15 protein-coding genes and 1 tRNA gene are annotated in these 22145 nt (G+C 51.1%); 9 read left to right on the top strand and 7 right to left on the bottom strand.

The features are described 5' to 3' along the window. The first annotated feature begins 287 nt into the window (after positions 1–287). Positions 288–1727 carry a Na+/H+ antiporter NhaC gene (nhaC, locus tag BZG25_RS08065; RefSeq protein ID WP_077638806.1) on the top strand — a complete coding sequence of 480 codons (1440 nt, stop codon included), beginning with the start codon at positions 288–290 and terminating at the stop codon, positions 1725–1727. Between the two features lie 127 nt (positions 1728–1854). Here nhaC and yejK read toward each other — a convergent pair whose 3' ends face one another. Then, entirely contained in the window at positions 1855–2874 is a 1020-nt protein-coding gene (yejK, locus tag BZG25_RS08060; RefSeq protein WP_077638805.1) for a nucleoid-associated protein YejK, read from the bottom strand. A 77-nt stretch (positions 2875–2951) separates the two neighbouring features. Here yejK and BZG25_RS08055 point away from each other — a divergent pair, with 77 nt between their 5' ends. From BZG25_RS08055 to BZG25_RS08045, 3 genes are all read left to right on the top strand, one after another. After that, entirely contained in the window at positions 2952–3170 is a 219-nt protein-coding gene (locus BZG25_RS08055) for a YejL family protein (RefSeq protein ID WP_046075299.1), read from the top strand. 42 nt (positions 3171–3212) lie between these two features. Then, entirely contained in the window at positions 3213–5090 is a 1878-nt protein-coding gene (locus BZG25_RS08050) for a DUF3413 domain-containing protein (RefSeq protein ID WP_077638804.1), read from the top strand. 135 nt (positions 5091–5225) lie between these two features. Then, positions 5226–5302, top strand: a tRNA-Pro gene (locus BZG25_RS08045). Between the two features lie 78 nt (positions 5303–5380). Here the strand turns inward: BZG25_RS08045 and BZG25_RS08040 are convergent. Further along, a complete protein-coding gene (locus tag BZG25_RS08040; protein WP_077638803.1) occupies positions 5381–7450 on the bottom strand; it encodes an alpha-amylase in 2070 nt (689 codons plus the stop codon). Between the two features lie 157 nt (positions 7451–7607). Further along, a complete protein-coding gene (locus tag BZG25_RS08035; RefSeq protein ID WP_077638802.1) occupies positions 7608–10553 on the bottom strand; it encodes an EAL domain-containing protein in 2946 nt (981 codons plus the stop codon). Positions 10554–10774: 221 nt separating this feature from the next. Between BZG25_RS08035 and BZG25_RS08030 the strand changes: the two genes are divergently transcribed. Continuing rightward, positions 10775–11533 (top strand): sulfite exporter TauE/SafE family protein, encoded by a 759-nt coding sequence (locus tag BZG25_RS08030; RefSeq protein WP_077638801.1) that lies wholly within the window; start codon positions 10775–10777, stop codon positions 11531–11533. Between the two features lie 80 nt (positions 11534–11613). Here BZG25_RS08030 and BZG25_RS08025 read toward each other — a convergent pair whose 3' ends face one another. From BZG25_RS08025 to BZG25_RS08015, 3 genes are all read right to left on the bottom strand, one after another. Then, on the bottom strand, positions 11614–13617 hold the full coding sequence (locus tag BZG25_RS08025; RefSeq protein WP_077638800.1) for a DNA topoisomerase III: 2004 nt from the start codon (positions 13615–13617) through the stop codon (positions 11614–11616). 114 nt (positions 13618–13731) lie between these two features. After that, positions 13732–14280 (bottom strand): NAD(P)H nitroreductase, encoded by a 549-nt coding sequence (locus BZG25_RS08020; RefSeq protein ID WP_046075294.1) that lies wholly within the window; start codon positions 14278–14280, stop codon positions 13732–13734. A 95-nt stretch (positions 14281–14375) separates the two neighbouring features. After that, positions 14376–16388 carry an NADPH-dependent 2,4-dienoyl-CoA reductase gene (locus BZG25_RS08015; RefSeq protein WP_077638799.1) on the bottom strand — a complete coding sequence of 671 codons (2013 nt, stop codon included), beginning with the start codon at positions 16386–16388 and terminating at the stop codon, positions 14376–14378. Positions 16389–16603: 215 nt separating this feature from the next. Between BZG25_RS08015 and sppA the strand changes: the two genes are divergently transcribed. The 3 genes from sppA (at position 16604) to BZG25_RS08000 (ending at position 20423) form a co-directional block, all read left to right on the top strand. Then, entirely contained in the window at positions 16604–18493 is a 1890-nt protein-coding gene (gene sppA, locus BZG25_RS08010) for a signal peptide peptidase SppA (protein ID WP_077638798.1), read from the top strand. A 131-nt stretch (positions 18494–18624) separates the two neighbouring features. After that, positions 18625–19638, top strand: coding sequence for an asparaginase (gene ansA, locus BZG25_RS08005; RefSeq protein ID WP_046075464.1), 1014 nt, complete (start codon positions 18625–18627; stop codon positions 19636–19638). Between the two features lie 122 nt (positions 19639–19760). Next, the gene (locus BZG25_RS08000) at positions 19761–20423 is read left to right on the top strand and encodes a glutathione S-transferase family protein (protein ID WP_077578062.1); all 663 of its coding nucleotides are present in this window, start codon (positions 19761–19763) and stop codon (positions 20421–20423) included. Positions 20424–20484: 61 nt separating this feature from the next. Here the strand turns inward: BZG25_RS08000 and BZG25_RS07995 are convergent, their stop codons facing one another. After that, positions 20485–20781: a YeaC family protein gene (locus BZG25_RS07995; protein ID WP_046075290.1), complete on the bottom strand. Its 297-nt coding sequence runs from the start codon at positions 20779–20781 to the stop codon at positions 20485–20487. Between the two features lie 153 nt (positions 20782–20934). On the opposite strand from BZG25_RS07995, the gene BZG25_RS07990 reads away from it, so the two are divergent. After that, positions 20935–21801: a DUF2989 domain-containing protein gene (locus tag BZG25_RS07990; protein ID WP_077638797.1), complete on the top strand. Its 867-nt coding sequence runs from the start codon at positions 20935–20937 to the stop codon at positions 21799–21801. Positions 21802–22145 lie beyond the last annotated feature (344 nt).

Raw genomic sequence — 22145 nt, 5'->3', positions numbered from 1 at the left:
AAGGAAAAAACATATAACAATGGCAATTAACCTCGCTCGCGTTCGACTCACATAAGCGACAAAAATGTTTCCCATCTCATTGTTCTGTTAGCTAGAGTATGACGCCTCACAAATGGAACAAAGGATACTGACACACGGACAGTGATGTGAGTTTGGTTGTTGCTAGTTGCATCGCTAAATCGCGCAGGGAGTAGTCGCGCAATCACAGACGATCCACCTTCCGATAATGATATTGATACGTTCGCCCTATCGGTTGTCACCGAGTGCGACGTGAAGAAGGTTCAGTTATGACAACACATCAAATTCGATTACCATCCATCGTTCAGGTCATTCTGGCGCTTGGTGCATTTTTGGCGCTCGCGTTTTCGTTTACCGCAAAACTCGATTTACCCATCCAACTGGCATTATTTATTGGCTGGTTTGTGATCATGGGCTTGGGGCTCAAATTAGGCCACCAATACAAAGACCTTGAATCGGCAGCAACCAAAGGTATTTCCAACGGTCTTGGGGCGGTGTTAATCCTCCTGTCCGTGGGCGCTCTCGTGGGTACCTGGATTGCAGGCGGCATTGTCCCCACCATCATTTATTATGGTCTGAAAGCTATCCACCCTTCTATCTTCCTTTTAGCGACCATGTTGATTTGCTCATTAACCGCTTTGGCGACAGGAACCTCTTGGGGCGCAGCCGGTACCGCGGGGATTGCAATGATGGGCATTGGTCAAGGCCTAGGCATTCCAGCGCCAATGACTGCGGGTGCGGTGCTGTCAGGGTGTTATTTCGGCGACAAAATGTCTCCGTTGTCTGATTCGGTGATCCTGGCATCATCGATGTCAGGGGTGGAAATTGTCGAGCATATTAAAGGCATGCTTCCGATTGCGCTTATCAGCTACATCATTACCGGCATTCTGTTTACCCTTGTTGGCTGGCACTATGCCGGCAATGTGGATATGAGCCAGGTAGAAATGGTGAAACAAGCGATGCAAGCTCAGTTTGTCATCACCCCGATGTCATTTATTCCTGTCCTCATTGTCCTTGCCCTGCTCGCCATGCGCCTTCCATCCTTCCCGGTGATCAGCTTTGGCTCGTTACTGGGCGTGGTGTGGGCAGTCATGCTGCAAGACATGGCCCCTGTTGCGGCGATTAATACCGCCTGGGCCCCCTTCTCTGTCGCGTCAGGGGTGGATTTCATTGATGCCATTCTCAATCGCGGCGGTATGTCATCCATGCTTGGTTCTGTGGCCGTGATTGTGTTTGGTCTCGGTTTCGGTGGCTTGTTGGAAAAAGTGGGCGTACTCCATACCATCGCTAATCTCTTTGAGCGCCGCGTCAATAGTGCTGGAAGCTTGGCCACCTCAACCATTGGTACGGCCTTTATGGGGAACATTTTTGGCTCAGCGATGTATGTATCACTGATCTTAACCCCCAAAATCTGTGCGAAAAACTACGACCGCTTGGGTTATCAGCGCAAGAACTTATCCCGTAACGCCGAGTTCGGTGGCACACTGACATCTGGGATGGTGCCTTGGAGTGACAATGGTATCTACATGGCAAGCATCTTGGGTGTCGCGACCTTGTCGTATGCGCCGTTTATGTGGCTAAGCTTTGTTTGTATCGCTGTAACTATCGTGACTAGCTACATGGGTTGGTTTGTCGACAAAGTCGAGCCAGCACAGAACGCGCACACTGACGACGCAGCGACCCTAGACGCCGCGCCCGAGCGCGCATAAAAACGCAGATCACATATTGTGGTCAATGCGTCGCTAAGCGAGGTAAAGAAAAAGCGGGACACCATCAGGTGTCCCGCTTTTTATCATATAGATCACACTGACCCAGCCATGGTCAATGCTCTAGACGCTAGTCATCATCTCGGCTCGATAAACGACGCTGAAGCTGGTCACGCAAGTTCGGCGGCGTGCCTTTAATGGTCAGCGTATCTGTCTCTGGATCATAAAACACACGCTCTCCTAACAGCATGGCGTCAAAGTTGACCGACAAACCACCGCCGGCCCCGACAAACTTGGTGAGCTTTCGCATCGTGGTTCTATCAGCCGGGAACTGCGCTTCAAGTTCATACCCTTGCTGGTTAGCGTACTGATAAAAGTCAGTGCCGTCAGGCGTCGCTGGCAGTTCACCGGCCAGCTCTTTCACCACCACTTCATCACCGGCTTTGAGCTGATCATTGCAATAATCAAACACTTGCTTACGGGTATTATGCTTTTCTTCCTTGTCGAGGCGGGCATCGTCGCAGTAGTCTTCTACCGCTTGCATCAGCACCTGATTTTGCTGCTTACTATCCATTCCCACTTCCGCTTGCAGAAAGTCGAGGAAGAAATCAGCGACTTTGCGCCCCACGCGGCCTTTGATAAAGGAAAGATAGCGATTTGATTCGGCATCTGTCTCCCACGTCGATAAGTCAATGCGCGCAGCGATATCCATCTTGCTCACATCGAGATACTCGGTGGCATTCACCTCCAGTTCATCAGTGACACGTAAACTGTGCTTCGACTCGAGCACGCCGATAAACAGATAGTCCGTCGCGAGCGCTCGATAGTGCGCCATCACCAGGGTACCGTTGTCGGCAAAAGGGTATTTCGCTAATTCGGCGCGCAAGCGCTCCACCGCTTTTTCGGACAACGCTTGAAAGTCGAGCGTATCGGCGCGATAGGCCTTTAACCACTGCTGGAAGTCACTCTCGGTGTCAAACAAAGCAAACCCTTTGCCTGCTTTTGCATGATAAACCCGATGAATGTCTCCCATCAGGTTTTCCGTCTGCTCGGTGAGCGGCAACGGGCCGTCTCGAAGGTGAACGTTAAGCGAATCATCATCTTGCTTAACGATTTGATGCAATATTACGTTAGAAAGCGTGAGGGTCATGATTGAAAAGATTTTCAGTAAGACTAAAGTGTGAGTTATTATACGCTGCTTTGGTTTTAAGAAGAAAAGACGAACTTATGCCTGTAACTTCAAAATATGACGACGAGCAAGTGGAACGTATTATCAGCGATGTTGTCAACGTGTTAGAACAACACGATGCCTCTACGGATTTATCGCTGATGGTGATCGGGAATGTCGCCACTAACATCCTTAATCACAATATTCCTGCCGCCCAACGCCAGGCATTTGCCGACAAGTTTGCCCAGGCATTAATGGCATCCATCGATAAGCAATAATGCAAAAAGCAGCAGTCGCTAATAAGAGAAGAATAAATTTGTATGGTTGATAGCGGAACATCGTATCGTGACAAAGTATCCCAGCTAATCAGTTGGGGGCATTGGTTTAGCTTTTTTAACATCATTGCCGCTATGTTGCTGGGCACGCGCTACATCAGCCAATCAGGATGGCCTGAAACGCTATTAGGGCAAAGCTACTTGGTGTTCAACTGGGTTGGGCACTTTGGCTTTCTGGTGTTTGCGCTTTATATTCTGATTATTTTCCCGGCCAGTTTTCTTATCCCCTCCCAGCGGTTGATGCGGCTGTTTGCCGTACTGGTTGCCACCATTGGGATGATGGTGCTGCTGCTTGATATTTACGCTTACCAAACCCTGCACCTTCACCTTAACCCATTGGTGTGGGAGCTGCTGTTAAGTGGCGAAAAAACCGATATGAATGCGCATTGGCAGTACTTGTTTATTGCCGTGCCTGCTATTTTTATCTTAGAGCTGATTATTGCTGAATGGGTGTGGCGCAAACTGCGTAAACTGACGCGTAAACGTATCGGTATCCCCGTGGCTGCCGTCTTTGCGCTTTGCTTTATCTCTAGCCACCTTATCCATATTTGGGCGGATGCCTTCATATACAGCCCGGTCACCGCACAGCGCTCTACCTTCCCGGTCTCCTATCCGATGACCGCGAAAACCTTTATGGAAAAGTACGGCTTGCTCGACAGGCAAGAGTATCAACGTTTGCGCGAACAACGTGGGCAGGAAACCAGCGAAGTAATCCGCTACCCTCTCAAACCACTTGCGTTCGCCCCGGATGCCAACAAGTATCAGAAAAACTTACTGATGGTGATGGTAGAGGGGCTGCGTGCGGACATGGTAAACCCGGTAACCATGCCTCACCTCCAGCAGTTTGCCAATCAAAACCTGTGGTTTAAAAATCACTTTAGCAGCAGTAATGATGACATGGCGGGGTTGTTTGGCTTTTTCTACGGCTTGCCTGGCAGTTATGCGCAAAGTGCCCGTACCGAGGGACTGCGCCCCGTACTGATAGAAACACTCAAACAGCGAGACTATCAATGGGGATTGTTTAGTGGCGATCATTTTGCCAACCCCATTTATTATCAAAGCATTTTCAGCCAAGCGCTTGAACGCGACAGCCAATCGGATCAACCCGCTTGGCAGGCGGACGCCAACGCGGTTGCCTCGATGCGCAACTGGCTGGTGCACCGCGAAACCGACAAGCCATGGTTTGGTTACCTGGAATTGGCAACGGTGAATGAATACGAGCAAGGTGGGGATTACCCACAACCTTTTCAGCCGGCGCTTGACAGTGCCATGGCAGGCGTCGATACCCAGACAAGCTTGGTACTAAAAAACAGTTATAATAACGCCGCACATTACGTTGACGAGCAGCTTGGCCGCTTGCTTGAGCACCTAGACCAGTCAGGGCAGCTAGACAACACCGTGGTGATGATCACCGCCAATCACGGAATGGAGTTTAACGAAACCGGACTCAACAGCTGGGGCTCAAACTCAAACTACAGCCGATATCAGTTACAAGTCCCTATGATTATGCATTGGCCCAACCAAGATGCGGAGCAAATTGCGCATTACAGCAGCCACCTAGACGTGGCCCCTACATTGATGGAGTCAATGCTATCGGTCAGCTCTCCGGCGGAGACGTATAGCAGTGGAACCAACCTGTTCGAGCTTAAAAACCGTCCACGCAAGTGGGTGCTTGCCGGCGATAGCCGAGATATCGTGGTGGTACAACCGCAAAAAACCACTGTGGTGGATAAGTTTGGCAATTATAAGGTGTTTGATAAGCACTACACCCCGCTGCCAGAGGGGAAACCGCAGTTGTCACTGCTGATGCAAGTGATGCATGAACTGAAACGCTTTTATTATCCCGAAGAGCCGTCGTCGTGATTAGCAAGGCGCAGAGGAAAACGTCACTTCGCCATGCTATGTTGACGCTTTAATAGCCAAACGGTTGAAAAACCGAAAAACAATCCCCCTTGGCAATTGACACCCACTAGGCCGATTCGTAATATAGCGCTTAGTCGGTCTGTAGCGCAGCCTGGTAGCGCACTGTCATGGGGTGTCAGGGGTCGCTGGTTCAAATCCAGTCAGACCGACCAATATTTAAGCCCACCGTTCATCGAACGGTGGGCTTTTTCGTACACGGCTTTTCTGTACACGTATGTATACTGTGCAGGCTATTTATCGGCCTGTCGCCCGATAAATGCCGCAACCACGGTATCTTCGCCTAGTTGACGAGAGAACACATAGGCACCCGCTTGGGGGATGGCTTGATGCTTGCCTGCACCAATAGCCGGATGATCTTGCCTAAACTGGCCCACTTTACGCCAATGGTTCAGCAAGTCAGCTTGCATCGCGTTGCGCTGCCATATCATGTCTGAACGAGTGCCTTGATGGAAATCGTCCCCGTAAGGGCCCAAGTCACGCCCGACTTCATCACCATAGAACACTTGTACCGCACCGGGCGCTAGCAACAGTGCGTTGGCGGCACCACGCTGCATGCTGGCGTCTTTAAAGCGACTGAAAAAGAGCTCAGTATCATGGGAAGACATATAGCTTACCGGTATGAAATCCGCCTCTTTTGCCATGGTGTCTGCATACGCTTGATAAGTGTCTTGCATTTCACTCAAACAGTACGCTCCCTTATCCATCTGCTTTTGCAAATCGAAATTAATCAACGCATCAAAGCCTTGGTCAAAGTAAGGGCTGCGATAAGCACGGTGGCCCCATACTTCTCCCATCATCCAGAACGGCTCTCCCGTTTTGTCATGCTGACGCCGCCAAGTCTCTAGCGCCGCCGAAGCTTGCGATTTCAATGCTCGCCAAACCTCGCCATCGACATGCTTGACCGTATCCACCCGAAAACCATCAATACCGAAACGCTCTACCCATTGGGTTTGCCATTCAAGTAAGTAATCACTCACGGTATAGTTATCGCGCGCTTCAACGCGGGTACCTGGATTGTTTAGCAGCCATTGCGGTGGCGTCACTGGCTGATCGGATTCCGTTTTAAAATCTGGTAGCCCGGCCAATGTCAGGGTTTTATCACTGCTACCGGGCTGATCATAACCCGGTAACCCCGCACGCACCCAGTCTTTGCCCCACCATTGGTGCCAGTGGGTGCTCTTGTAGTCAATGGCCTCATGAAAGTCATGCCAACTTTGCCCCTTATCGGGCTGCCAATCTTGCCATTTCTCTGGCAACTCAGCGTCATTGACGACGTTAATCCCATCTTGCTGTAAGTCCGCGAGCGTGGCATAACCGGGATGGTTGACCACAGCGTCTAGGAACACTTTTAGGCCGCGCTGATGCGCTTCATCCACGAGGGTTTTGAGCACGGCATCATCACCAAAGTTGTTGTCCACTTGAGTAAAATCACGTGACCAATAACCGTGGTAGGCATAAAAAGGAAAACTGCCTTGGCTACCACCGCCGACAAAGCCATGCACTTGCTCGACAATCGGGGATAGCCAGATCACATCTGTGCCGAGCGACTGGATATAATCCAGTTTATCAATCACGCCTTGCAAATCCCCACCATGAAAAGTGCCGATGTTCTGTGCATCATCTTGATGACGACCATAACTGTGATCGTTGCTCGGATCGCCATTGTTAAACCTATCTACCATCACAAAATAGATATTGGCATTCCGATAACTAAACGCAGAAGAAGGCGCGTCAACGGGGGCCAGCAGCACCAAGCCACCGCTGTTCGCTGCCGGCGTCAGCGTGACACTGTGATCCTTTACACGCACCACTTGGCCACTGAGTGCTTCTTTTAGCTGAGTGCCTTCAGCAAAGCTATCGCCAAGCTGCAAAGTGACAGGTCCGCCTTGATACTGCTGGCATTGCACATCCGGCAAAGGCCGTTTAAAGGTGGAGGCCGTCTTTTTCGGCTCACGTTTTACCCGCAATGTGCGCGTATCCGCTTGATAATAAAAGCCATAGTCACCGGCAAAACGAATAGTGAGGTCAAAAGTGCTGGCCGTGCCGCACCCCAGCGGTATCGGCGTATTAAACTTGGCGCTCGAGGGTGTATTCGCTTGGCACTCGCCATCCACACCGTCCACCGTGATTTGGTAAGTGTTTTTTCCCAATGCAAAGACCGCCGGTGCGTCTGCGTTGAGTGGCTTATCGGCTTGTGTGGTTGAGGTCGTCACTGTGATATGGGGAGAGGCTGCGGCTGTCATTGACAGCGAAGCGGCTATCGCGATAGCGAGCCGCTGCCAAGTAAAAACAGGGGTCATGATCGTGCTCCTTGCGATTTTCTTTTAGGGTAAAAAAACCGCAAGCGATTGACATCATTCCTGCTTCTGCGCCCTAAAACTGTGAGCAATGACCATCAAAGGATGAGCCAAGCCAGTTATCCCTTGCGCGCGTAATCGGCAACCGCATAGTGAGATATTAATCATTATCCACCCCCAAAAGCTCGCCAATATCGGCAGCAGGGGCTGGACGACGATATAAATACCCTTGCCCAAAGGTGCAGCCTAGCTCATGCAATATGGCTTGTTGATGTAGCGTTTCTATTCCTTCTGCCACCACGCCGATCCCGAGACTATCCGCCATCGCTATCATCGCTGACACAATCGCGACTTCTTCTTCGTCGGGAGACTGGCTTTGAATATCTTTGATAAAGTGACGGTCAATTTTTAGTTTCGAGATCGGATAACGTTTTAGATACGCCATGGACGAGTAGCCCGTCCCAAAATCATCGATCGCTATCCCGACACCTTTCTCACGCAATTGTTCGAGAACACGCAGCGCATTGGCTTGGTTTTCGATCAAGGTGTTTTCCGTGATTTCCAGCTCTAAAAAGCGTGGATCGGCGCCGGTGCGTGCGATGGCTTCGGCCACCACCTGGGTGAAAGTAACATCCGCGAGGTTACGCGGTGAAATATTCACGGCCATGGAGATCGGCGCCCCCGCATCATGCCAAGCCTTTAGTTGGCGACAGCCGGTTTCCACCACCCATCGCGTGATATCATGAATGATTGAACGCTCTTCAGCGACCTCGATAAAATGAATGGGAGACAGCAAGCCGCGCTCAGGATGATGCCAGCGTAATAATGCCTCGACACCCACAATCTGCCCCGTCACCAGATCCACTTGCGGCTGGTAAAAGAGCTCCAGTTCTTCATTTTGCACACATTGGCGTAACTCCACCGCCAAACGTAGCTTGTGGTTGGCATCAATGGTCAACGCATCATCATAGAACGCATAGGTGTTGCGGCCCGATTTTTTGGCGTGATACATGGCCGAATCGGCGAATGTGAGGAGCTCTTCCGTACTCGACGTATCGTCTGGGTATCGCGCAATACCAATGCTTACCCCGATTTGCGCATCAATGCCGCCATCGAGGACAAACAAACGGTTCATGGCATGGATCACGTTTTCAGACAAGCGAATACACGCGGTGTCATCAGTGTGAATCAAACGAAGAATGACAAACTCATCGCCCCCCAAACGTGCCAAGGTGTCACCTTCATCAAGCAAACCATGCAGGCGCTCACTGACCAACTTCAATAGTGCGTCGCCGACCGCATGGCCATGGCTGTCATTAACGAATTTAAACTGGTCGAGATCCAGAAACATCAAGGCTATCTGATTGCGCTGAACGGACTGCATGTTCATCGCTTGACGAACACGGGATGTTAGCAACAGACGATTCGGTAACCCAGTCAGCGCGTCATAATGGGCCAAATCAATCAACTTTTTCTCCGAGTCCTTAAGTTTAGTGATGTCAGAGAAGACACCAATATAGTTAACGACCTCCCCGCTATCGTCTTTCACCACGCTAATAGAAAGCAATTGGGGATATACCACGCCATCTTTACGTCGGTTCCATATTTCGCCTTTCCAACGCCCTTCGTCGGCGATTTGTTGCCACATCTCACTGAAAAACGCGTGATCATGACGCCCTGAGTTCAAAATGGCTGGCGTGGCACCCAGCACTTCTTCCTCTTTATACCCAGTAATCGCGCTAAATCCGCCATTTACCGTGACAATCCTTCCCGCCGCATCGGTAATCAGCACTCCTTCACTGGACTGCTCAAATATTTTTGCATTCAGCATGAGCTTTCTCTCTACTTCAAGACGTTCTGACACATCATGAATGACAGAAAAAAGCAGCTTGGCATGGCCAATGGTGATCGGTGAAGAATGGACTTCCACTTGCCGCACCTCACCACTTTTAAGCCGATGCGAAAAGATAAAACAATTTTTCGCACGCTGTTGCGCCTGAGAAAGGCTTTCTTTAAGGGTACTATCGGTTTGAGTATTGATATCACTGATCCGCATCGACGTCAGAGCAGCATGGTCATAGCCATAAAACTGCTGCGCGCTGTCATTGGCATCAAGAATGTCGCCCGTTTTCGCATCGAGGAGCATCATCACCGCGTCGTGACGTTTAAAAATGCTTCTGAAGCGGTAACTATCATCCACCACACGCCCTATTGATTGGGCAAAACTACGCCCCGCGTTGTAGCGGCCATACAGGCCACCCAGCCAAAAAAGCAAAATAATCGTACCGACAACCCATACCGTGGGGTGAGGATGCAGCCCTTTCCATCCCGATTGCGGCACCCCCAGTAAACGCCAATCCCCCGAAGGCAAATTGACCGTGACCGTCTCAGGCGACTGGCTTAGTACCGACGTGTCACCATAAACCGTGGTAAATACCTGGTCAGATTCGCGTTTTTCCTGTAATACCGCGCGGACAGGATAGTTTTCTCCTTGCTTAAAACTGGCGGAGAACAAACCATCGATATCTAATACCGTGGATAACACCCCCCAAGGCAGACCGGTGTTTTGGTTGACTATTGACTGCCTGGCAATCAACGCCGTCCCACCTTGTATGAGCTCAACAGGGCCCGAAATGACAGGCTGTCTCGACCCATAAGCCGCGCGAACACTCTCTAATTGCTCGGGAATATCATGATAATGAGTGCCCAATAAGGAGGACTCTAACGTGTTAGGGTAGACGTGGCTGATCACCCAGTTTCGCGCCGCGCCAAAATTAAGAATATAGGGGGTTTTGTCTTTGAGCTGGCCCGCAAATCGGGAAAAATCCTTTTGGTCCAAATCAGGGTTAAGGCTGATGTAAGTAGCAAGTCCGTGACTTAAATCCAAATTCTGTGTCACTTTCAGCTCAATACGCGAGCGATAAGCCAGCAGCGCCCGTTGCACCTCTTTCACTTCTTGGTCATGCGCTTGTTGGTAGAGCCAAAACTCCACTGAGGCCACTGAGAAAGCAAAGACCAAAATGGAAATAAGCACATTATAAACAAACCCCACTCGCGCGGAGCGGCGTGCAACTTTATCAAGCGCTGAGGGAACAGCTTGCTGCATGACGTGATATAACCTTATTTCGCGCGGCTAGCGGAGCGAAAAATAACCAAATTTCAGATGTAGCACGTGATTATAAAGGGCGTGAATAGTTTCGCCAGTATTACTATTAGGTTTCACAACATTGCGCATAAACAGTATGCTTGATGGGGCTTTTCTATCAAGCGGTTACGCCTCTCACTTAACGTAACCACACCAACGCCGATGGCAAACAAGGAGTGTGCATGGCAATCACCATCGAGTACGGCGTACTATTGGTCAGCTTAGGACTGATCGCAGGGATTATTAATACGCTGGCGGGCGGCGGCTCGAACTTAACCTTACCCGCGTTGATGGTGATGGGCATGCCGGCTGATGTCGCTAACGCCACCAATCGTGTAGCGGTTTGGTTACAGTGTGTATCTGGCATGTCAGGCTTTCGTCAACATAATAAGCTAGAGACACAAGACATTATCCCCGTTTTGATCCCCAATTTACTCGGTGGCCTTTGCGGTGCATTAGCCGCCGCTTGGCTCCCGACCAGCTGGGTGAAACCCTTGTTGCTTGGTACCTTACTGACCATGACGCTGGTGATGCTGATTAAACCCGCGACCTTTGGCCTCCCAGAGGGAACACCGACAAAACGCGTGAAAGATACGCCCATGGCTTGGTTGGGTCTCTTACTGGCTGGCTTCTATGGCGGCTTCGTGCAAGCCGGGGTAGGATTTGTACTACTGGCAGCGCTGTGCGGCACACTGCACTACGACTTAGTGCGTGGCAATGCGCTCAAGCTGGCCTGTACGCTCGCTTTTACGACGTTATCCTTAGTGGTTTTTATTGCCGATGACCTGGTACGCTGGGTTCCCGGATTAATATTGGCATTGGGCGCCATGCTAGGGGCACGGGTTGCGGTACGCTTTGCCATTTCCGCCAACCCCAAGGTGCTAAAAATCTTCTTATTTGTGATGACCTTGATCGGCTGCATCGCCGCCTATGCGTTCTAACGCCCGGCCTGTGTGTCAGGTGGCCGCATGACCAGGCGCGACACTTGCTCACCGGCTACGCAATATACCGCTGCATGAGTCTATCTCGTGGCTTTGCGTGTGCGTTTTGTGGCACGCGTTGATGTCGCCGTTGACTTTTGATTAGCAGCCGGCTTTGCTTTCGTTGTTCGCTTTCGGTAGCCGGACGTACGCCGCCCTTTACGCGTGAAAGATTTAGAGGGGGCGGCAGGCAAGTCGCTTAACGAGGCCGGCGGTGGCGATGTTTTCACGGTTTCAATTAAGCCTGTCACTTGTGCCGTTAATCCTTGCATAAAAGGATGATATCCACACTGACGATCCGCCATATCTTGCAGTTGCCGCTCCCAATCCGCCGTCATATCCGGATATGTGGCACTTTCTGGCAGTGCGGCGATAAGCCCTTTACCACTGGCGCTGGCGTGTAACGTTTTTCCTTGCCGCGTTAATAACCCACGTTTCACCAATAACTCAATGATACCCGCACGGGTTGCTTCGGTGCCTAAGCCGTCAGTCTCACGCAATATCTCTTTCAGGGCTTTGTTTTGTACATAACGACCAATGCCTGTCATCGCTTGCAGCAGGGTCGATTCCGTAAACGCCGCAGGCGGCTCTGTCATGCAATCTTTAATCTCACCGCGTTCACAGCGTTCTTGATCGCCTTTATTCATCAGCGGCAAGGGGGCGGCGTCACTGTCAGCCGTTTGTCGAGTCGGCAACAAAGCACGCCAGCCTGCTAACGTCAGCACCTTCCCTTTGGCGATAAAACAGCCGCCTGCGATATCAAATATGAGCTTGCCTTCCGCGTATTCGGCAGCAGGGTAAAACTGCATCACGTATTGGCGTGCGATGAGCTGATAAATCTTTGCTTCATCGGCTGACAAGCTTGTCGGCGCGACTTTCGCCGTGGGGATAATCGCATGATGAGCGCCTACTTTACTGTCGTTCCATGCCTTACCTTTACGCTGAGCATCAGCCTCATCACATGCCTGGCTAAGCGCCTCACAGCCTTGCTTAATGGCACCGAGTATCTTATTTGCCTCGGCGAAGTGGCCTTTGGGCAAATAACGACAGTCTGAGCGCGGATAAGTGATCAGTTTGTGGCGTTCGTAAAGCTGTTGGCACACATCCAGTGCTTTTTGCGCACTAAAACCAAACCGCTTTGAAGCGTCAATTTGTAATGCCGACAAATTGTACGGCAACGGCGCGGCCTGTTTGCGTTGTTGACGCTCCGCTTCAGTGACGGTCGCGGTTTGTCCTGCGATGCGTTGTGCGACATTTTCTGCCAAGGGACGAGACAGGACGCGTCCCTGTTCATCTTGCCACTTTGCACATGCCTCACTGGGCTGCCAACGTGCCCGTATCTCTCCCTCTGGATGAGCAATGATCGCATCCAGTTGAAAAAATGGGTGTGGCACAAAGCTGTCTATCGCCTGATCACGGCGCACCACCAGCCCTAACACTGGCGTTTGCACACGTCCGACTGATAACACGCCTTGGTAGCCGGCCTGTTTCCCTAACAAGGTATACGCACGAGACAAATTCATCCCATACAACCAGTCGGCTCGTGAGCGCGCTAAGGCAGATACGGACAGTGGCATGTAGGCTTTGTTGTCTTGCAGTTGCGCGAGGGCTTTCTTCACCGCAGAAAGGTTTAAGTCACTGATTAAAAGGCGCTTAATGTTAGCTTTTTTGTTGGCACTGACCTTGGCGTAGTCAATCACTTCATCAACCAACAACTGCCCTTCTCGATCGGGATCGCCCGCGTGCACCAGTTGGTCAAACTGCTTGATCAGCTTTTTAACAATAGCCAGTTGCGCCGCGGCGGCTTGACGAGGACGGAGCTGCCATTTTTCAGGCACAATAGGCAGATCAGCCAGCTCCCACTTTTTATAGCGGCTGTCATACGCATCCGGCTCAACCTGCTCCAGTAAATGGCCGATACACCAGGTCACCACGTCGCCTTGAGCGGTCTCGATGTAACCTTTGTGATTTTTGTGCGGTTTGGGTAATCCAGCCGCAATTGCGCGTCCGAGACTGGGTTTTTCCGCTATAAACAATCGTGCCATGACAAAGCCTTTTTAACCGTCGCTGAGCGCATGGTATGCAAAGGCCGATCAGGGCGCAATAAAAAACCTGTACATATGCACAGGTTTTTCGAGGTGAGCGCGATGGGTATTCACTCAGAGATAAGTGACATACTTGCTAGCATCGCGCTTTGGGGCATTGGCTGGGGCGCAATCAGGCGTCCCTAAGTATAAAAAGCCCACAATCTGATCGTCACCTTCTACCGACAGCGCGTCGCGCACAGCAGGATGATAAGCAAAGGCGCCAGTGCGCCAAAACCCTTGAAAGCCCTGCGCGACAGCGGCCATTTGCATCGCTTGCGTGGCACATCCCGCCGAGATATGTTGCTCAATGGTAGGAACTTTATCGTGCGGACGCGTACGGGCAATCACTGCGACCACCATAGGCGCTCGAAACGGGGCGTTACGCGCTTTCTCAATCGCCGCCTCATCCGCGCCATTGGTTTGTGCGGCGTCGGCAAGAATGGTGGAAAGCCGGGTGAGACCCTCACCTTCACAGATCACAAATTGCCATGGCGTCAACGCGCCGTGGTCAGGGGCGCGCAGTCCTGCTTGAATGATGTTTTCAAGCACGTCACCGCTCGGTGCAGGCGCGGCAAGACGCGGTATCGAGCGGCGCTGTAAGAGCATTTCAAGTGCGTCCATGATTCATCCTTTTTGCCGTTAAACGGCCATGTATAACTCGGTTACAATAGATTAACACAGCCTTGAACGGATAAAATCGTGCAAAGAGTATGGATTTAGAGTGCCAACGCCGTTTCAATCCCTTGGCGAATCGCGCGTTTCGCGTCCAATTCGCCCGCATGCTCTGCGCCGCCAATCAAATGGTAAGACACCTTCGCCTCATCCAACTGCTCAGCGAGCTGGTTAACGGACTCTTGCCCTGCACACAATATGATCTCAGTGGCAGGAATCAAGTGCGCCTCATCTTTGATACTGACGTGCAGCCCCTCATCATCAATTTTGTGATAGGTCACCCCTCCTACAAGATTCACACCCCGTTTTTGCAAGGTTTTACGGTGGATCCAACCAGTGGTTTTACCCGGCCCTTTGCCAACACGTCCCTCGCGGCGCTGTAGCACCCACACCTGCTTATCGCTATGGGTATCATGGCCAGGATACAAGCCGCCTTCGTGGCTTATGGTTTTATCAATGCCCCACTCTTTAAGCCAATCATCCAAGCTTTGATCGCTGGGCTCGGTGATCATGGTGGCAACATCGACCCCAATGCCTCCCGCACCAATGATGGCAACATGGCTGCCAAGGGCTGGCTTCTCGCGAATAAACGTTTGGTAATCAATCACTTTTGGATGGTCGATACCTTCAATCGCGGGGCGGCGCGGTTTGACGCCTGTTGCGACAACAATGTCGTCGAATTCGCGTAAGGCGTCCACATCCACAGACTGATTGAGTGTCACCGTCACCCCCGCTTTTTCTAGCCTTCGAAGGTAATAGCGAATGGTTTCTTTAAACTCTTCTTTTCCTGGAATGGCCATCGCCAAATTAAATTGCCCGCCTAGACGATCCGACTTTTCGAATAGGGTCACGTCATGACCCCGCTCAGCCGCTTCGGTGGCACAGCTAATCCCTGCCATGCCACCCCCAATCACCGCCACACGTTTCACTTGCCGAACAGGCGTCGCCACCAGTTCCGTCTCGTAACAGGCTTTCGGGTTCACCAGGCAGCTTGCCCGTTTTCCTTTGAACACGTGATCTAAACAGGCTTGGTTACAAGCAATACACGTATTGATGTCATCCGGCTGTCCCGCCTTAGCTTTGGCAACAAACTCCGCATCAGCCAAAAATGGCCGAGCCATCGATACCATGTCCGCCTGCCCGCTCGCCAAAATCGATTCGGCGACCTCCGGTGTATTAATGCGGTTACAAGTGACCAAGGGCACCGACACTTCACCTTTAAGTTTTTCGGTCACCCAGCTAAACGCACCACGTGGTACCTGGGTGGCAATGGTGGGCACGCGCGCTTCATGCCAACCGATCCCCGTGTTGATAATGGTCACGCCCGCTTGTTCAAGGCCTTTGGCTAAGGCAACCACATCCTCGAAGGTATTGCCTTGCTCGACCAAGTCCAGCATCGATAGGCGGAATATCACGATAAAGTCGTCGCCAGCAGCCTGACGGACCGCACGCATCACTTCAACGGCAAAGCGCATTCGATTTTCAACCGCCCCGCCCCACTGGTCATACCGACGATTAGCGCGGTGACAGAAAAATTGGTTAATGAGATATCCTTCCGATCCCATGATCTCGACGCCATCATAGCCCGCTTCTCGGGCGAGCGCGGCACTGCGACCAAAGGCTTTAATCGTGCGCCAAATCGCCCGCTCACTCATTTCAAACGGGGTGAATTTACTGATAGGCGCGCGAATGGCTGACGCACTTTGCGCGAAAGGATGAAAGGCATAACGCCCCGCATGCAGAAGCTGAAGCGCAATTTTACCCCCATTGGCATGGACCGCTTCAGTGATGGCACGGTGTGCACGTGCCGCACGTCCGGAGCTAAATTGCGCGCTAAATGGGGTCAAGCGACCGCGAAAATTGGGCGAGAAGCCACCTGTGACAATCAACCCTACATCGCCTTTCGCACGCTCGGCGTAGAAGGCCGCTAGCTTTTTAAAACCATCGTTTGCTTCTTCAAGCCCAGTATGCATAGAGCCCATTAGGACCCGATTTTTTAGGGTGGTAAACCCAAGGTCGAGTGGGGCTAGCATGTGGGGATAAGGGTGCTGTTCCATTGCTTGCTCACTTATTGTTTGTGGTCTGACCAGACTATAGCGCTGATAGATACGTGATTTCAAACATTCGTTTACAAGTTAGCAACATGGTGTCGCGATTTATGATCTAGGTAGGACTTTCACCCAGTATTAGCGTATATCGACAATCGCTAGCACCTATCGCTCTTGGCTCTGATCAGCTAGGATATCAGCGACATGCACCGATGGACTCAAGTATGAAAAAACTGTTCCGCTTTATTGCATCCCTTTTTAAATGGCTGTGGCGTGCGCTCAGTTTCGCGCGGCAGCTTTTGTTAAACGTCCTTTTCATAGGCGTGATTGTTGCCATCTACTTTGCGCTCACCTCAGAAACACCCCTAACGCCCAAAAAAGAGGCAGAGTCCGTGAAGGTGGCACAGTCTGATCCCGAGCCACGCGCGCTTTTGCTGAATATTGATGGCCCGATTGTTGAACAGCGTCAACGGCTTAGCCCAATTGATACGCTGTCGCGCAACGCGCTCGGCCAGCCGGTTGAAAGTGAAAATGTGTTGTTTGACATTGTCGACACCATACGCCATGCCGCCACCGACGAGCATATCAATGGGATTGTACTCAGCCTAGGCGACATGCCGTCCACCAGCTTGACCAAGCTGAGGTATATCGCCAAAGCCCTCAATACGTTTAAAGAGAGTGGCAAACCCGTGATTGCCATCGGCGGCACCTATAGCCAAAGCCAGTACTATTTGGCCAGCTATGCCGATGAAGTGTTGATGTCACCTGATGGCATGGTGATGCTGCAAGGCTATGGCAGCTACAACCTTTACTGGAAGGACTTACTCGATAAATTGGATGTCTCTACCCATGTGTTCCGTGTAGGGACGTATAAATCGTTTGTTGAGCCTTACACGCGCAACAACATGTCTGATCCCGCCCGCGAGGCGAATCAAGCCTGGCTATCTCAGCTGTGGGATGCGTATGTGCGCGATGTCGCGGAGAACCGCGGTATCAAAGCCGATATGCTGTCTCCCAGCGCTGAGCAACTCCTCACGCGATTACGCCGTTTCGAAGGTGACTTCGCCGCGTTATCTAAAGACGTGGGAATCGTTGATAAGTTAATGACACGCCAGCAAATCCGTCGCTATCTCGCCGAGACGTTCGGGAGCGATGGCAAAGACAGCTTTGAATACACAGGTTATTACGATTACCTGCCGAAGATACAAAATGGGTTTAGCTTGCCAGGCAACAATAACATTGCCGTCGTCGTCGCCAGCGGCCCCATCATGGACGGGCAACAACGCCCGGGTACGGTGGGGGGGGATACCACCGCAGCCTTGCTTCGCGATGCGCGCCTAGACAACAGTGTTAAAGCCGTGGTGCTACGTGTTGATAGTCCGGGAGGCAGCGCTTTCGCCTCTGAAGTCATTCGTAATGAGGTGGATGCATTGCGTGAGGCAGGCAAACCCGTGGTGGTTTCCATGTCAAGCGTCGCCGCTTCCGGTGGATATTGGTTATCGGCCAGTGCCGACCAAATCATTGCCCAACCGACGACGATCACTGGTTCAATTGGTATTTTTAGCCTATTCACCACCTTTGAGAACACGCTAGATGATTTGGGTATCCAGTCGGATGGTGTGGGCACCACCCCGTTTGCCGGAGTGGGGCTGACTCGCGCGCTCCCTGATGAGGTAGGAGAAATCATGCAACTCGGCATCGAGCACGGCTATCACCGCTTCCTCTCCGTTGTCAGTAACCACCGTAACATGTCGATGGAACAAGCCGATCAGGTCGCGCAAGGCCGCGTCTGGACGGGACAAGACGCATTGAATCTCGGCCTAGTGGATAAGTTAGGTGACTTTGACGATGCGGTATCAACCGCTGCCGAACTCGCTGGCATTGAGAGCTACCAGCTCGATTGGATGCAGCAGCCACTCACACCCTTCGAGCAGTTTATTAATGACATGCTCGGACAAAGTGCGAGTGCGCTTGGTAAGACGGTCCAGGCGAACATGCCATCGATAGCGCAACAACTGGCGTCGTCACCACAGTGGCAGTCATTGACCTTGTTGGAAAAATTTAACGACCCGCAAGGGCGTTACTTATTCTGCTTGAACTGTCAGTACCAATAAAATCGACTAGCCCTGACCATACAGTCAGGGCTTTTTCCTGTTTTTCTTCTATTCTGTGTGCCGCTCGGTGTTATCGATGTAATCGTTACATGTATACTGTGCCCACGCTCATTTAATGCAGATTTGACATGATGGAACGTAAACACATTTATATCGCTTACACAGGTGGCACGATCGGTATGCAAAAATCCGATCATGGGTATGTCCCTGTGTCAGGTTTTCTTCAACAACAATTGGAGAAAATGCCCGAATTCCATCGTCCAGAAATGCCGCTTTTTACTATTCATGAGTACGAACCACTCATTGATTCATCGGATATGACGCCAACGGATTGGCAACGGATTGCGGACGATATTGGCGAGAATTATCATCAGTACGATGGCTTTGTGATCTTACATGGTACCGACACCATGGCTTACACCGCGTCAGCCCTGTCGTTCATGCTTGAAAACCTAGAAAAGCCAGTGATCGTGACTGGCTCGCAAATTCCGATCGCAGAGTTACGCTCAGATGGGCAAGCCAATCTATTAAATGCACTTCATATTGCGGCCAATTATCCGGTCAATGAAGTGACCTTGTTTTTCAATAACCAGTTATTACGTGGCAATCGCAGTACCAAGTCCCATGCCGATGGCTTTAATGCCTTTACCTCGCCCAACCTACCCGCGCTGCTTGAAGCCGGCATTCATATCGAGGTAAAAGCAGATAAGCTTAACCAGCCATCCGTCGGCCCTTTTAAAGTGCATACCATCAATGATCAACCGGTTGCGGTGATCATGATGTACCCCGGCATCTCTCCCGATGTGGTGAAAAACGCACTCAAGCAGCCGGTCAATGCCATGATTTTGTTAACCTTTGGGGTGGGCAATGCGCCCCAGCAGCCCGAACTACTGGACTTGCTCAAACAAGCCACCGATCGTGGCGTCTTGGTGCTTAACTTGACCCAGTGTTTGGCGGGACGCGTGAATATGGGCGGTTATGCCACAGGCTGTGCATTGGCTGACGCTGGCGTATTGAGCGGCTACGACATGACGCCAGAAGCGGCGTTGGCTAAGCTTCATTTCCTGCTTAGTCAGTCCTTGCCGTTTGAGACCCTGCGTACCTTGGTACAAAAAGATCTCCGCGGTGAACTCAGCTATTACTGATGCGTTACTATCCAAGCAAATCACTCAGTGTGTGACGCCGGCAAGGTTGCCGGCGTTTTTATTTGCTAACGTATAGACAGAGCCAATCATTTTATATTGGTTGCCACTCAAAGGAGCGCAAAATGAGGGTATTACATGGTGACTCATTGTCGCCGCATACAAGGAAGATCGCACTCGCATTGAGATTGAAACATCTCACCTATCAACTCGCGCCCACCTCGCCCTTTGAGGCGCATGAACGCGTCATTCATCACCCACCGATGCAAACGGTGGTCGCGCTCGCCGAAGCATCACATACCATTTACCAAGACACAGTGATTACGGCCTACCTAGATGATGCCTATCCTGATCCGCTGCTTTATCCCGGTAACCCCACCCATCGCGCCGAGATTCGCTGGATTGAATGGTTTTGTCGCTATCAGCTTGATCCCTTAATCACAGATACCTTGTTTTATCAGCGGGTAGTACGCGGGCATATTTTAGACAAAACGGTGGATCACCAAGCGGTGAACCAAGCCCTGCAAACATTACCCGCATGCTGCCAATATTTAGGTGAGCAGGTAAAGGCAATGCCCACCCAGACAGTGACGATGGCGAGTATCAGTGTGTGGAGTCTGTTTCGTTGCGCAAAAATGGCAGGATTGGTGCTGGACGACCGATTCGCCGCACTGAGTGATTACCTCTCAGCCCTCGACCAACACCCTTTGTTCGATGCCTATGCGCAGGAAGAAAATCATCAATTAACGCCGTTTTTCGCCAGCCCGATTAGCCTAGCGACAATCTAGGTATCAGCATGCTAATGGCCGATTCAATGATAGATGCGGCCATCGCCGTGATCGCTGATCGCTAGTGCTTTGTGTGACTGTCCTGAGTCGTAACCTCAATCCGAGCTTCGTCTGGACGAGCGAATTCACGCTTCAGTTCCGCTTTCGATTTCCACGTCACATTGCCCCCTTTCGCGACGGTCATGTGTTGGGGCTGGCTGTTGTGACGTGATTGATACAACATAACGGCTTGCAAGGCTTGGTCACGTTGCGCTTGGTTTAAGCTGGTACCGTCTGGCCATTTGCCCGTCTCCACGGCATAGCACAACCGATCATATACTTCAGGCGTCATTGCCTTTAACACTTGTTCAATATCCATGATTACCTCTTGGCGATCCTCATTAGACTATTATGCCTGAACTTGGTGGGTGGACGGCATGCTTGGTTCAGTGCGCTTTATCACGCTTTAGACCATCAACTACACTCAAAGATCACGTATACTCATCGCAACTGACTCAGGATACGATAAACCATGGATTTACGATTACTCACGCGTTGTTTTTACCCATTGGGTCTGATTGCGAGTTTACTGCTACTCGCCGGCTGTGAAGGTGAACCGACCACGAATCAAGTCTGCGAAACCCACCCAGAGCTATGTGCAGGACTGAACACCGGTGATGGGCAATGCCGATTTGAGCGCTCTGATTTGATTTTCGATCGCTTATCTGTCTATCAAAACCCCACCGATATGAACAAGCTGGCCGAGCTTAAACAAACCAAAGTCTACCTGCGCTGCATGGAACTGGTGGCAGAAATTGAGCCCACCACCTTAAAAGAACGCAAAACTAAGCGTACCGAGGCGGTATATCATGCTTACGACGCCATTGAGCGACTAGAGAACGAACTGAAAAAATCTTACCAACCGCCCGTGATTTACTATCGCTGGTCTCAAGGCGATAACAGTGCGTTACCACAGTTTTTAAAGCTAGAGGGAACACGCCACCTCGAAACGCCACAATTGCAGCTCGGACTTGCTACCTATTATGTGTCACGCAACAAAGCGAAAACGGTAGAGATCCTACTCCATGCATTGTCGCTTTATGACGGTGAGAATGACACGGTTCGCAAAGAGGTGATCCCAGAAGCAATTAAGTCACTGGCGACCACTAATCATGCGCTAAAACGCTTTGAACATGCTTACTTGTGGGCAAAAGTGGGGGAAAGTTACAATCTTCCGATTGCGCGCGGTGATCGCCTCGCTCGGCTCTATCCATTGACAGAGCAGCAGCAAAAATCGCTACAACGTCTGGCGTTCGAGATCGCCGCCGCCATCGAAGACGGTGAGTTCGAAGCAACCTTGCTACAAGCAATAGACAAAGAGACTCAAGCATCCTCGTAGACAGCTAGCCTCACCACTTCCGTGCAGCCCTTGTACCCGCATGCTGCACGGATGAGGCCGCCTTTGTTCCCGACTATCGCTTGTCATACCAGTTTAACTTTCACGATCGCGGTTCTACTTCTACGCTAACAATTACCAGCAGTCGCTCCGTGTCTGCAGCCGATGCGTTAATCGCTCGCGGTTAAAGCGCATACAGACATGGCCGCAAGGGCGTCAAATGTTTAGTCGATGTAAAAAAAATCCGTACTTTTTTTTGACTTTAAACAATTTTGGCTGCGATTACCCTTGCATGGCGGGGTCCTATTCTGTAATTTTACTACCAGTTTCATCTCACTAGAAATTAA

This window comes from Salinivibrio sp. ML198, assembly GCF_001996015.1.
GTDB classification, from domain to species: domain Bacteria; phylum Pseudomonadota; class Gammaproteobacteria; order Enterobacterales; family Vibrionaceae; genus Salinivibrio; species Salinivibrio siamensis.
The sequence above is the reverse complement of the archived record's forward strand: the minus strand, read 5'-3'. Positions and strand labels throughout refer to the sequence as shown.